We start from the raw sequence: 11,911 nt of genomic DNA, 5'->3' as shown, positions 1-11,911 counted from the left end.
GGTCGTTGCAACTCCCAAAAATTCTGGGTGTTGCAACGACCGCTAGAACCCAAGAGTGCGGAGTGTCGCCGTCGTCGTTAATTCAAAAAGGGTCAGGACGGCAAGGCGCTGATGCCCGCGGACCCGGCCCGCGGGACCAGCACGTTGAACCTACTGCGAAAGCCCCGAGTAAGAGTGCAGGCCGTTGAAGAACACGTTGACCACGGTGAAGTTGAAGATCACGCACAGGTAGCCTGCAATCGACAACCAGGCCGCACGGGTTCCCGTCCAGCCGCGGGTGGCGCGCGCGTGCAGGTAGCCGGCATAGACCACCCAGATCACGAAGGTCCAGACTTCCTTGGTGTCCCAGCCCCAGAAGCGGCCCCAGGCTTTCTCGGCCCAGATGGCGCCGAACATGAGGGTGAAGGTCCAGCCCACGAATCCCACAGTGTTGATGCGGTAGGACAGGTTTTCCAGGCTCAACGCGTTCGGTACGAGCCGCATGAAGCCCAGTTTGTCCACGCCGCCGGCTGCCAGGGTCTTCTGCCGGTGCGATTGCAGCAACTGCAGGGCTGACATGGCGAACGTCAAGGTGAACAGGGACGCGGACATCACTGCGATGGAGACGTGGATGACCAGCCAGTAGCTCTGCAGTGCCGGGACCAAGTGGCCCACCGGGGTCCAGTACGTCACGGACGCGGCCACCATCATTATCACGGCGAGGCCCAGCACGAAGGTGCCCAGGAAGCGCAGGTCGCGGCGGATCAACGAGAGCAGGAAGACCGCAACCACCAGGAAAGCACCGGTGGTCAGGAACTCGTACATGTTGCCCCACGGCACCCGGCCCGCGCCGATCGCACGGGTGATGACCCCGGCGCCATGGATTGCCACGCCGATGATCGCGACTGCCACTGCCACGCGGGCGGGAATGCGGCGCTCAGCGGCGTACTTCATGTCGCCGCCGGCGGTCTGGTTGACGGAGGTGATCGCCGACGTCGGACGCTCAGTACGGCCGGCAGGTCCCCCGACGTCGTTTCCGCCGGCACGGCCGGCAGCCACCGGAACCTTGACCTCGGCTGCCACCGAAGAGGCCGCCTTCAGGTCAACTGCCTTCAGCATTTTGCTGCTCTTGGCGAGGTCCCACGCGAAAGCGATGAACGCCACCGTGTAGGTGCCGGCCGCGAGCAGCATGAAAAGCTCGCTGTACTGGCCCATGGTTTCGTTGATGGGGAGCATTACTGGTCCTTCGAGGTTGAGGAAGAAACGGTGTCAGTGGACTGCTCTGTGTGGAGCAGCCATTCTCGTTGCAGCAGTTCGCGGATCGCGGCAGCTTCGCCGGCCAGCCTGTGGTCCTCGCCGCGGGCAAGGAGACCGTACTCCACCATTGTGCGCCCGTCGTCGTGGGTTCCGGTGCGGACCCAGACGCGGCGGCGGTTCAGGTAGAGGGAGAGAATCAGTCCGGCGACCGCCAGCAGGGCGAACACGAGCGCGGTGGCCTGGCCCGGATTGTGATGGATGTCGACGCCGACGTACTTCTTGACGCCGTCAAAGGTGATGCTGCCCTTGCCGTTAGGAAGCTTGTACGTGCCTCCAGGGGCGATCGCGATAGCCTTGTCCGCCATGCCTCGGCCGTTGAGCGGGGTCAGCTTGGCGACGTCGAGCTCGAAAACGTTCTGCGGGGTGCCCTTGTTCAGGCCGAGGTCACCGTAGTACGAGTTGAGGTTCAACTGCGGATTGATGAGTGAGGGATCGCCGCTGTAGGCGAGGCCCTTGTCCGTCACCATCGCGGTGGGAAGGAAGAACCCTGCGAAGCCGAGCTGATCGGGCTTGGCATCGGGAACCTTGATGACCACCGAGGAGTAGTAGTTATCACCTTGCAGCTTGGCTACCACAGGTCCCTGCATGGCGACGTTGCCGGCACCGTCCCGGACCGTGACCACAGGAGCATAGCCGTTGCCTGTCAGGTAAATGCTGGTATCGCCAAGGGTCACGGGATCGTTGACCTTGAGGACCTGCTTCTTAGCGGGTGCGTCCGGGGTGTCCTTGGTGGTGACGTCGGCCGTGAAGTCGATGGGCTGGCCGAAGTGCGCCGGCGATTCCCGGTCGAACTGCACGTCGAACTTGTTCAGCTGGATTGAGTACGGCTGCAGCCAGCTGCTCTGGAAGTTGGTGCCCGGGCTGAACTGGTCATAGCCCACCAAGGTGTTCACGAAGGTATCGCCTTCCACCAGGATGCGCTGGCCGCTATAGCCGAACAGCCCGCCGACCGCCACCGAAACCAACACTCCGATCAGCGAAGCGTGGAACACGAGGTTGCCCACTTCCTTGAGGAAGCCCCGCTCGGCACCCAAGGAAGGCATGGCGGCGTCGACGTCGCGCACCTCCACGCGATAGCCGCGCTTCTTCAGTACCGCGGCGGCGTCCGAGATAGCCTTCGACGCCGGGATCCCGGCGTCGGCGGGCAGCACAAGCGTGCCGTACTCCGGGAGGCGGGAGAGACGCTTCGGGGTCCGCGGCGGCTGGGAGCGCATCGCCTTGTAGTGGGCGATGGCCCGTGGCGTGACGCAGCCGATCAGGGAGATGAACAGAAGGATGTAGATCGCCGAGAACCAGGCCGAGGAGTACACGTCGTAGAGCTGGACGGAGTCCAGGAGCTTGCCGTAGTCCGGGTGGTCGCTGATGTACTGCGTCACGATCGAGGGGTTAGCCGGGCGCTGCGGGAACAGCGAGCCTGGAACTGCCGCGACGGCCAGGAGGAGCAGGAGGAACAGCGCTGTACGCATGCTGGTCAGCTGGGTCCAGGCCCAGCGCAGCATGCCTACGATCCCCAGGACCGGCAGCGCCGCCTCGGCCTTGGCCTTGTCAAGCGCCTTGCCGTTCGCCTTGTCAGCTTCCGCGGATTCGCTAGCGGACTTGTTGGACTTCTTTTTACCTTGCACGGGCTCGCTCATCAGATCGGCAACTTCACATCGGTTTGGAACCAGTACTGCAGCCCGGTAACCCAGGCACCCCACACTCCCGTGGCCATCAGGATTCCCAGGAGGATCAGGATGCCCCCGCCCATCCGCTGGATCGCGAGGCGATGCTGGCGGAAGAAGGACATCACACCCATCCCCCGGCGGACTGCGAGGGCTATCAAAAGGAAGGGAATGCCCAGGCCAAGACTATAGACAAACGCCAGGAGGGCCCCCTTCGCGGCGGACGACCCCCCGGAAAGGCTCAGCAACTGGACGGCGGAATAGGTAGGACCAATACAGGGCGCCCAACCGAGGCCGAACGTGATGCCCAGCAACGGCGCACCCCACAGCCCGGCGGGCGGCTTGGCATGGATTTTGGCGTCACGCTGAAGCCAACCGAAGCCGCCCAGGAAGACGACGCCCATGATGATCACCAGAATGCCCAGCAATTGCGTGATCCACGCGTTCTGCGGGCCTGTAATGAGGGTCCCCAATTGGCCGAAGGCGCCGCCGAGGAGGACGAAAATCGAGGAGAATCCGAGGACGAACAGGCCGATTCCCGCGAGCATGCGCCCGCGCCTTTGCTTCTGGAGGTCGACGCCGGTCAGCCCGGTCACGTAGCCAAGGTAGCCGGGAACGAGGGGAAGGACGCACGGCGACAGGAAGGACACGAGTCCGGCCAGCAAAGCCACGGGGATGGCCAGCAGCAAGGAACCGCTCAGGATGGTCTCGGCGAAAGGGCTGTTCACGCTGTCCGGGTCACCTACTCGGCAACCGCAGTGGTGATGAGTGCCTTGAGAGTGCTCTTCTCGATCTCGCCCAGGACGCGGGCAGCAACCTTGCCTTCTTTGTCGAGAACGAGTGTGGTGGGCACCGCACCGGGAGGCACAATACCGGAGACAGACAGCAGCACGGCGCCGTCTTTGTCGTCGAAGCTGGGGTACGTGAGCTTGAACGTCTGGTCGAACGCATCGGCCGTGGCCTTCTCGTCCCGAAGGTTCACACCGTAGAACTGGACGCCTTTGCTCTTGAACTCCTGGTGCAGTTCCTCGAGGATCGGCGCTTCAACCCGGCACGGCGCACACGCGGCGAACCAGAAGTTGAGGACGGTTACCTTGCCAAGCAGGTCCTGCGGGGTCACGGCAGTTCCGTCGAACAAAGTGCCCTTGATCCCGACGGCGGCCTTGCGGTCCGCTTTGGCGAATTCGGTCACCGAGCCATCCCCGGCAACGTAGTTCTTGTTGTCCCCGGCTTTCGCTTGCTGGGCCAGGGCGTCTTCCTGGGCACAGGCGGACAAGCCCATGGTCAGTGCAGAGAGTGCCACTCCCCCGACAGCCAGGAAGCTGCGGCGTGAAGTCAAGGCGGCATTGATCTTCTGGCCGCTGGTCTTGCGGCTCGTGGTGTTCCCGTTCATTGTCATGCTCCGGGCGTCTTCGCGGCACCGGGCAGCAGCACGGCAGCGGGTTCGCTGTACTCCACCCGCGCGACCTTGCCGTCGTCGAACATCAGGGAAGTCAGCGACGTCAGCGTGCACTCGCGCTTGCGCGGATCGTGCCACAGGGGCCGGCCTTCCGCGCTGAGGCGCGTGGCGTAGATGGGGAGCTGGTGGCTGACGAGGATGGCTTCAGCGCCATCGCCGCCGAGTTCGATCGCTTTCAGCCGGGCGTCCTCGACGGCGGCACGCATGCGGGCGACCTGGTCCTGGTAAGACTCGCCCCAGGACGGGCGCAGCGGATTGCGGTACTCGAACCAATGCTTGGGCTTGATGAATTCGGAGATGTTGGCCTTGAGCCCTTCGAAATGGTTCTCCGCCTCGATGATCCGCGGTTCCGTGTGGATCTGGAGGTCCAGCGCCTGGGAAGTGGGGAGGGCGGTTTCCTGTGCGCGGGTCAACGGCGAGGAGACAAGGTAGACGATTTTCGCCCCCTGGGCGACGCGAGCGGCGAAGTGGTCCGCGAGCATCTTGGCCATCTCGCGGCCGCGTTCGGAGAGGTGGAATTCGGGCAGCCTGCCGTACAGAATGCCGTCGGGATTGTAGACCTCGCCATGGCGGAGCAGATGGACAGTTGCTTGGGGCATGTTTACCAGTTTCTCAAAGAAGGCGGGCGATCTGAAATCTTCTACGTTTCGTAGAACTGAAAGTTTCTTCAGAATGTTCCCCGAAGGTGGAATAAAAGATGCATTTGCATGTTTATACTTGACACAAGGTTCGGTTGACACTTCAACTAAGTACGGCCGAACGACCGATGAAGCTACGATCACACCTTCCCAAGGAGAACCCCATGACTCTTCCCGCAAACGTCACCACCGGCGTCTGGACCCTCGACAACTCCCACAGCGAGATCGGTTTCACCGTCCGCCACGCAGGCATCAGCAAGGTCCGCGGCCAGTTCACCGAGGCAGAGGCCACCTTGGAACTCGGCAGCGGCCTGGCCGACTCCAAGGTCGCAGCAACCATCCAGACCGCCAGCTTCGACTCGGGCGACGCCAACCGCGACGGCCACGTCAAGGGCGAGGACTTCTTCGATGTGGAGAAGTTCCCGGAAATCAGTTTCGTCTCCCGCCACGTCAAGGCCAACGGTGACAGCTTCGACCTCGTGGGCGACCTGACCATCAAGGGCGTCTCCAAAGAGGTCACCATCGAGACCGAGTTCAACGGCGTGGCCGTTGACCCGTTCGGCAACACCCGCGCAGGCGTCTCCGGTGAGACCACTATCAGCCGCAAGGACTTCGGCCTGACCTGGAACGCAGTGCTTGAGGCCGGCGGCGTGCTGGTCAGCGACAAGGTTGTCATCAACCTCGAACTGGCTTTCATCGCACCTGCCGCCTGATCCCAGGTTCCAAATCCTCCGGGCTCCCGGACTGAATGGCGCCTTCGGGGCCGCACACGATTGCGTGTGCAGCCCAGGAGGCGCCATTTTTGCTCGCGGTGTCACCCGCCTATTGTTCGGGTGAAAGCCGATACTTAGCGGCGAATTAGCCAAGAATTTCCTATGAATCCTTAAACCTCAGGTCTAAAGTGATGCCATGAGTAACCCAAACGAAGCTCCTCAGCCTCAGCAGCCCGGAGCCCAGCCACCGCAGCCCGGCAATGTCCCTCCTGCGGGTTACCAGCCTCCGCAGGGATACCAAGCACCTCCTTCTTACCAAGCGCCCCCCTCTTACCAGCAGCCCGCTCCCGGATACCAGCAGCAGGGCCAACCCGCCTACGGCATGCCAGCGGGTCCGAATACCGCTCCGCCGGCAGGGCTCGGCTACGCGGCCCCGGCGCGGAACACTTTTGGACTCGACTTCAACAACATCGCGCAGCGCTTTCGGGACACCACCGGAGTGCCGCAGCAGCTGACCATCTCCTACTGGTTGTGGGTCGCGGCTGCCGCCTTGGGTATTGTTGCCAGCTTCCTGAACATCTTCACGATGCGCGGCCTCTTCGGCGAGATGATGGTGGGCCCTGGCATTGTGGGCCTGATTTTCAGCCTGGTGTTCGCAGCCCTCTACATCTTCATTGCCATTCGACTCAAAGAGGGTTCCCGCTGGGCGCGACTTGTCCTGACCATCCTCGGAGCGTTCGCGGTAATTTCCCTTCTGGTCCAGGTGGTTACCCTTAACCTCAACTTCATCGGATCGGCGGTAGCCGTCGCGGCTGCGGTCTTGATGTGGCTTCCGGAGCCCAGGAAGCACTTCGTATAACGGACAACCCAGTACCCATAACTGAAGGCCGCGGCCGGTCCCGGGAGGACCCCGCGGCCTTCCGTTTGTCCTCGCTCCGTTCACGGAGGATCCGCCGAAGCTTGTTCGGCGAGAATTCTTCCCGTGAATCATCACCAGCACTGTGCCGTCGGGGTACGGTGGAATTAAGCCGAGCTGGGGGCAGGGCACGTTGCACCCGGCAGCCGTATCTGCAGTCGACACGCAAAGGAATGCCATGAGCACCCCTCCGTACCCGCCGTCCACTCCCGGCGAGAATCCCACCCCTGAGGAGCCGAAATACGGCCAGCAGTCACCTCAGCAGGGTCAGCAGCCGCAATACGGCCAGCAAGCTCCCCAGTACGGCCAGCCTTCCGCGCCGCAGTACGGGCAGCAGGCTCCGCAGCAGGGTCAGCAGCCCCCTTACGGCCAGCCTTCCGCGCCTCAGTACGGGCAGCAGGCACCGCAGTACGGCCAGCAGGCACCACAGCAGCCGCAGTACGGCCAGCCTTCCGTCCCGCAGTACGGCCAGGGCGGACCGGTCGCCTGGCCGAGCCAGCAGCCCGCTGCGACGTCCGGAGTCCCGCAACTAGTCAACATCTCCTTCTGGCTCATGCTTGCCGCAGGTTTGCTGACCTTGATCGGCATTCCTTTCACAATCGCCACGCTGAACTCACCGGCAGGCAAGAGCATGTTGGATCAGGCCCTTTCGGCGCAGGGAACCAGCGCTTCAGGCATAGACACCAGCAGCTTTATCAACATTCTGGTCACCGTCCTGGTTGTTTTCTCGGTGATCTTTGCCGGACTCTACGCACTCGTTGCATTCAATATCCGCAAGGGGAAGAACTGGGCCCGCATCCTGGGCACGGTCTTTGCCGCAATTTCCCTGCTGGGCCTGACCCAGATCGGCATGGGCACCATCACCATCCTTCTGGGCATCGCCGCGATCGTGCTGCTGTACTTGCCGGCCTCGGCGCCGTATTTCCGGAAAGCCCAGCCGTTCGCGAACCCCTACGGCCAGGCGCCTTACGGCCGCTAGGCCAGACGGCAAACGGCCACAGGGCATATAGCCAAGAACAAAACCAACAACGGGCGCAGACCCGGTCCGGCCTAAATGGCTTGGCCCGGGGTCTGCGCCCGTTGTGCGTGATACGCCAGGATCTGAAGCTCAGTGGCCATGTCCACCTTCCGCAGATTCACGTAGGGCGGAACCTGGAGCAGCACTGGAGCAAAGCTGAGGATGCTGCGGATACCGGCGCTGATCACGCGGTCGCAGACATCCTGTGCCACCGCTGCGGGAAGGGCCAGGACAACCATGTTGGTGCCGGTCCGCTGAAGGACCGTTTCAAGATTGGCGGCGTCGCTGACCCGCAGCCAGCCGACTTCGTTCCCGATGATCATGGGATCGGCGTCGAGGATCGCCACCACGTCGAACCCACGCGACTCGAATCCGCCGTACCTGGCCAAGGCTTTGCCAAGGTTTCCGGCGCCCACAATGGCCACTTTCCAGTCGTGTGTCAGGCCGAGCGCCGCCGCGATGTGCCGGCTCAGGTACTGGACCTCGTATCCCACGCCACGCGTTCCATAGGAGCCGACGTAGGAGAGGTCTTTGCGCAACGTAGACGAACTGACTCCCGACGCCTCAGCCAAAGCCTCGGAGGAAACCCGTTCCACGCCTTCGCCCAGGAGGGAGTTCAGAGCGCGCAGGTAAAGCGTCATGCGGGCCACAGCCGCGGGCGGTATCTGCTTCGCGGCAGAGTCCTTGTCCCCGGGTACAGCTTCGGCGGACGGTTCCAGCGCAGTCACGTTCTTCTCCATTGCGTCGCTTTGTTTTCCCACTCTATTGCCAACAAAGCTCTGCACGCATGTTCAGGCGGCGATGGCCTTCTTCAGGACCCGCACCAATCGGGCCTCGTCGATTTTCCAGAAATCCCGCTGAATTCCGTCCACGAAGACCACCGGGATCTCCTCGGCGTAGCGCTCGCGCAGTACCGGGTCAGTGTCGATCGACTGTTCCGTCCACGTGAGCCCGAGGGTTGAGGTCACGCGTTCGACGGCGTCACGCGCCGCGGCGCAAAGGTGGCAGTCAGCTTTGGTGAGGAGTACGACGTCGGGATTTGGCATGGTTCAACGGTATCGCTTCAACGTCGGCACGGCCGTCGCGAACGGCAGGGGGCCGGGCGATTGACTAGACTCAAGGCATGCCCGTCGAGAAGAACGCCGTTGTGGCCACCGCGCCGACTGCAACGCAGCAACACGGCGAAGCCGCATTCTTCGACGTCGACAACACCCTCATGAAGGGTGCCAGCCTCTTCCACGTCGCCCGGAAGATGTATGAACGCAAGGCCTTCACACTCTCGCAAGCCGCGGGTTTTGCCTGGAAACAGTTCAAGTTCGTCCTACGGGGCGAAAAAATGGAGGACGTCCATTCCGTCCGGGATTCCGCGCTGATCCTCGCGGCCGGTATCAAGGTGTCCGAGATCAAGGAGCTGGGCGAAGAGGTCTACGACGAGATGATCGAGTCGCGGATCTGGCCCGGTACCAAGGCCCTGGCAGAACAGCACCTGCGTGTTGGCCGAAAGGTCTGGCTCGTGACGGCGACGCCCATCGAAGTTGCCACTGTCATTTCCACGCGGCTCGGCCTGACCGGGGCCCTGGGTACCGTCGGCGAAGTCGAAGATGGCGCGTACACGGGCCGACTCGTGGGCGAGATCCTCCACGGACCGGCCAAAGCCGTGGCTGTGCAGCGCGTAGCGGACGAAGAAGGCCTGGACTTGAAGCGCTGTTGGGCGTACAGCGATTCACATAACGACATCCCGCTGCTCACCTTGGTGGGCCACCCGGTGTGCATCAATCCCGACGCCGGGCTTCGCCGCCATGCGCGGGAGAACAACTGGCCCGTTTACGACTTCCGGTCGGGCCGCCGGGCAGCCACGCTCGGCCTCAAAGCCGCGACCGTCGGTGGCGCCGTCTACGGTTTGTGGCGGGGCTTCTCCAAGTTCCGCAGCCCGAGGGCCTAACCCAGGCAACCCTCGCTCACTTATAGCCGCCTCTCCAGCAACCCTCGCTCACAAACAAGCCCCTCCAGCCCGACGCCCGCTCACAAACAAGCCCTCCAGGGAAAACGACCCACATACGTGAGCGAGCGTCGTCGAAACGACTCACATACCTGAGCNNGCGAGCGTCGTCGAAACGACCCACATACCTGAGCGAGCGTCGTCGAAACGATCCACGTAGCTGAGCGAGCGTCGTCGAAACGACCCACATACCTGAGCGAGCGTCGTCGAAACGATCCACATAGCTGAGCGAGCGTCGTCGAAACGACCGATATAAGTGAGCGAGCGTCTCCGGGGGATGGACGCAAAAATGCCCGCCGCCTTGAGAGGCAACGGGCATTCACGCTGTAGGAAGTATCTCTACTTCTTATTGCGACGCTGGTGGCGGGTCTTACGAAGCAGTTTGCGGTGCTTCTTCTTGGCCATACGCTTGCGGCGCTTCTTAATAACTGAACCCACGTAAGTTCCTTACCAAACTAGATTGAGATTCTGTCTGCTGGGTGAGGTCCTTGAACTGAGCAACAGACTTTACAACTGACAGATTCTTACAATGACGTAAAACGTTCCTTAACAGGGTACCGCTTATCGGGGGCACCCGATGACCGCCGGCCCCTTCGGGAACCAGGCAGGACTCAAGCCGTCTCCGAGTGTCCGTCGACGACCGCGCCCTTGAGGTACTGGCTCACGGCTTCTTCGGGGACCCGGAATGATCGTCCAAAACGGACGGCCGGCAATTCTCCCGAGTGGACCAGACGGTACACGGTCATTTTGGAAACCCGGAGGACTTCGGCAACTTCAGCCACTGTCATGAAACGCGCGTTCGAGAAGTTAGTCTCTGCGGACATTTCTCCATATTCCTTTGCTCTCAGCGGTTAGCGGCGAACCCCAGCTTTCATTACCTGGTGTGCCGATGCTGAGCCATCAAACAACCATGTGCTAGATACTCTAGAGGCTGCTGGTACCAAAGTGAAAGTCTTTCGGCCAACTGGAGAGTAGGTTTCACTTAGTTGGAAGCAGCCACCCGACGCTTGCGGGCCGAGGCCGCCAACTGGTCCAGGACGGACACCGTGACGTCCCATTCCATGCAGGCGTCCGTTACGCTCTGGCCGTACACCAACTCTTGTTCGCCAGCAGACTGCCGCTCCACATCCAGGTTCTGCGCCCCTCCGACAAGGAAGCTCTCCAGCATGACGCCGGCGATCGGCGAAGCCACGTCATCATCCAACTGCGCACCGATCTCCAAGGCGACTTCGGCCTGCCGATGGTGGCTCTTGCCGCTGTTGGCGTGGCTCGCGTCAACGATCAGGCGCGGATTCAGCCCCTTCGCCGAGAGCTTCTCCGACGCAACAGCGACTTGCTCGGCGGCGTAGTTCGGACCCTTGCGGCCACCGCGCAGGATCACATGGGTGTCCGGGTTGCCCGCAGTCGCCACCAAGGCGGCGCGGCCATCGCCGTCGATCCCCAGGAATGCCTGGGGCGCTGCAGAAGCACCGCAGGCATCGATCGCTACCTGGAGGTCGCCGTCGGTCCCGTTCTTGAAGCCGATCGGCATCGACAGTCCGGAAGCGAGCTGACGGTGGATCTGGCTCTCGGTGGTCCGCGCACCGATGGCGCCCCACGCCACGAGGTCAGCCATGTATTGCGGGCTGATGGGTTCCAGGAATTCGGTGGCGGTCGGCAGGCCCAGGGCCGTGACCAGCTGAAGGAATCCACGCGCCGCACGGAGTCCGGCCGCGATGTCGTGGCTGCCGTCCAGGTGGGGATCGTTGATGAGGCCCTTCCAGCCAACCGTGGTGCGCGGCTTCTCGAAGTACGCCCGCATGACGATCAAAAGGTCTTCTTTGTGTTTCTCGGCCTGGCTGACCAGCCGGCGTGCGTATTCCAGGCCGGCCTTCGGATCGTGGATGGAGCAAGGGCCCACGATCACCAGGAGGCGATCGTCAACGCCGTCCATGATGGCGCGGACTCCGTCGCGTCCGCGTTCGACGACAGCGGCGGACTTGGCGTCAAGCGGCAGTTCCGCGCTGATTTCCAGCGGAGTGGGGAGCGGCTCGAAGCGGCTGACGCGCAAGTTCGACGTCGACTTGGCGCGGGAATTCTCGACGTCGACGTTATGTGTGGTGTGCTCTGCGGCGATGCTGGTCATGAAAGGGGTCCTGTTCCGAAAGAGGTGCGGACCCTGCTCAGAGCCCGCCTGGAAATGGCGAAGGGCAGAGAATCATCTCTGCCCTG

14 protein-coding genes are annotated in these 11,911 nt (G+C 62.5%); 4 read left to right on the top strand and 10 right to left on the bottom strand.

What is annotated here, in order from left to right; translation table 11 throughout:
- Positions 1 to 150 precede the first annotated feature (150 nt).
- From ccsB to AC4CS3_RS18970, 5 genes are read right to left on the bottom strand one after another with little or no spacing between them, the layout of a single operon-like run.
- On the bottom strand, positions 151 to 1,215 hold the full coding sequence (gene ccsB / locus AC4CS3_RS18990) for a c-type cytochrome biogenesis protein CcsB (RefSeq protein ID WP_332602659.1): 1,065 nt from the start codon (positions 1,213 to 1,215) through the stop codon (positions 151 to 153).
- The gene (resB, locus tag AC4CS3_RS18985) at positions 1,215 to 2,930 is read right to left on the bottom strand and encodes a cytochrome c biogenesis protein ResB (protein ID WP_490784728.1); all 1,716 of its coding nucleotides are present in this window, start codon (positions 2,928 to 2,930) and stop codon (positions 1,215 to 1,217) included. Before resB ends, ccsB begins: the two co-directional genes overlap by 1 nt.
- Entirely contained in the window at positions 2,930 to 3,685 is a 756-nt protein-coding gene (locus tag AC4CS3_RS18980; RefSeq protein WP_345448993.1) for a cytochrome c biogenesis CcdA family protein, read from the bottom strand. Before AC4CS3_RS18980 ends, resB begins: the two co-directional genes overlap by 1 nt.
- Positions 3,686 to 3,699: 14 nt before the next feature.
- Positions 3,700 to 4,350, bottom strand: a complete 651-nt coding sequence (locus AC4CS3_RS18975; protein WP_490784731.1) for a TlpA family protein disulfide reductase — start codon at positions 4,348 to 4,350, stop codon at positions 3,700 to 3,702.
- A gap of 2 nt (positions 4,351 to 4,352) precedes the next feature.
- Entirely contained in the window at positions 4,353 to 5,015 is a 663-nt protein-coding gene (locus tag AC4CS3_RS18970) for a histidine phosphatase family protein (RefSeq protein ID WP_490784727.1), read from the bottom strand.
- Between the two features lie 203 nt (positions 5,016 to 5,218).
- Between AC4CS3_RS18970 and AC4CS3_RS18965 the strand changes: the two genes are divergently transcribed.
- The 3 genes from AC4CS3_RS18965 (at position 5,219) to AC4CS3_RS18955 (ending at position 7,662) form a co-directional block, all read left to right on the top strand.
- Complete coding sequence (locus AC4CS3_RS18965; RefSeq protein ID WP_490784726.1) at positions 5,219 to 5,767, top strand: YceI family protein; 549 nt, start codon at positions 5,219 to 5,221, stop codon at positions 5,765 to 5,767.
- A gap of 196 nt (positions 5,768 to 5,963) precedes the next feature.
- Complete coding sequence (locus tag AC4CS3_RS18960; protein WP_490784725.1) at positions 5,964 to 6,626, top strand: hypothetical protein; 663 nt, start codon at positions 5,964 to 5,966, stop codon at positions 6,624 to 6,626.
- Positions 6,627 to 6,861: 235 nt separating this feature from the next.
- On the top strand, positions 6,862 to 7,662 hold the full coding sequence (locus AC4CS3_RS18955; RefSeq protein ID WP_490784724.1) for a DUF6264 family protein: 801 nt from the start codon (positions 6,862 to 6,864) through the stop codon (positions 7,660 to 7,662).
- 71 nt (positions 7,663 to 7,733) lie between these two features.
- Here AC4CS3_RS18955 and AC4CS3_RS18950 read toward each other — a convergent pair whose 3' ends face one another.
- Complete coding sequence (locus tag AC4CS3_RS18950; protein WP_441413213.1) at positions 7,734 to 8,441, bottom strand: redox-sensing transcriptional repressor Rex; 708 nt, start codon at positions 8,439 to 8,441, stop codon at positions 7,734 to 7,736.
- A 51-nt stretch (positions 8,442 to 8,492) separates the two neighbouring features.
- Positions 8,493 to 8,747, bottom strand: a complete 255-nt coding sequence (locus tag AC4CS3_RS18945; protein ID WP_490784723.1) for a glutaredoxin family protein — start codon at positions 8,745 to 8,747, stop codon at positions 8,493 to 8,495.
- Between the two features lie 77 nt (positions 8,748 to 8,824).
- Here AC4CS3_RS18945 and AC4CS3_RS18940 point away from each other — a divergent pair, with 77 nt between their 5' ends.
- Positions 8,825 to 9,643: an HAD family hydrolase gene (locus AC4CS3_RS18940; protein ID WP_490784722.1), complete on the top strand. Its 819-nt coding sequence runs from the start codon at positions 8,825 to 8,827 to the stop codon at positions 9,641 to 9,643.
- Between the two features lie 396 nt (positions 9,644 to 10,039).
- Here AC4CS3_RS18940 and AC4CS3_RS18935 read toward each other — a convergent pair whose 3' ends face one another.
- The 3 genes from AC4CS3_RS18935 to AC4CS3_RS18925 form a co-directional block, all read right to left on the bottom strand.
- On the bottom strand, positions 10,040 to 10,138 hold the full coding sequence (locus tag AC4CS3_RS18935) for a 30S ribosomal protein bS22 (RefSeq protein WP_003792170.1): 99 nt from the start codon (positions 10,136 to 10,138) through the stop codon (positions 10,040 to 10,042).
- A 173-nt stretch (positions 10,139 to 10,311) separates the two neighbouring features.
- Positions 10,312 to 10,524, bottom strand: coding sequence for a helix-turn-helix domain-containing protein (locus tag AC4CS3_RS18930; protein ID WP_078107672.1), 213 nt, complete (start codon positions 10,522 to 10,524; stop codon positions 10,312 to 10,314).
- 158 nt (positions 10,525 to 10,682) lie between these two features.
- On the bottom strand, positions 10,683 to 11,825 hold the full coding sequence (locus tag AC4CS3_RS18925; RefSeq protein WP_490784721.1) for a 3-deoxy-7-phosphoheptulonate synthase: 1,143 nt from the start codon (positions 11,823 to 11,825) through the stop codon (positions 10,683 to 10,685).
- Positions 11,826 to 11,911: the final 86 nt, after the last annotated feature.

The organism is Arthrobacter sp. SE2 (assembly GCF_058244265.1).
The sequence above is the reverse complement of the archived record's forward strand: the minus strand, read 5'-3'. Positions and strand labels throughout refer to the sequence as shown.

Bases quoted from the DNA above. Each gene is read 5' to 3' on its own strand.
- ccsB (WP_332602659.1), bottom strand. From the start codon at position 1,215: ATGCTCCCCATCAACGAAACCATGGGCCAGTACAGCGAGCTTTTCATG.
- resB (WP_490784728.1), bottom strand. From the start codon at position 2,930: ATGAGCGAGCCCGTGCAAGGTAAAAAGAAGTCCAACAAGTCCGCTAGC.
- AC4CS3_RS18975 (WP_490784731.1), bottom strand. From the start codon at position 4,350: ATGAACGGGAACACCACGAGCCGCAAGACCAGCGGCCAGAAGATCAAT.
- AC4CS3_RS18970 (WP_490784727.1), bottom strand. From the start codon at position 5,015: ATGCCCCAAGCAACTGTCCATCTGCTCCGCCATGGCGAGGTCTACAAT.
- AC4CS3_RS18965 (WP_490784726.1), top strand. From the start codon at position 5,219: ATGACTCTTCCCGCAAACGTCACCACCGGCGTCTGGACCCTCGACAAC.
- AC4CS3_RS18960 (WP_490784725.1), top strand. From the start codon at position 5,964: ATGAGTAACCCAAACGAAGCTCCTCAGCCTCAGCAGCCCGGAGCCCAG.
- AC4CS3_RS18955 (WP_490784724.1), top strand. From the start codon at position 6,862: ATGAGCACCCCTCCGTACCCGCCGTCCACTCCCGGCGAGAATCCCACC.
- AC4CS3_RS18950 (WP_441413213.1), bottom strand. From the start codon at position 8,441: ATGGAGAAGAACGTGACTGCGCTGGAACCGTCCGCCGAAGCTGTACCC.
- AC4CS3_RS18945 (WP_490784723.1), bottom strand. From the start codon at position 8,747: ATGCCAAATCCCGACGTCGTACTCCTCACCAAAGCTGACTGCCACCTT.
- AC4CS3_RS18940 (WP_490784722.1), top strand. From the start codon at position 8,825: ATGCCCGTCGAGAAGAACGCCGTTGTGGCCACCGCGCCGACTGCAACG.
- AC4CS3_RS18930 (WP_078107672.1), bottom strand. From the start codon at position 10,524: ATGTCCGCAGAGACTAACTTCTCGAACGCGCGTTTCATGACAGTGGCT.
- AC4CS3_RS18925 (WP_490784721.1), bottom strand. From the start codon at position 11,825: ATGACCAGCATCGCCGCAGAGCACACCACACATAACGTCGACGTCGAG.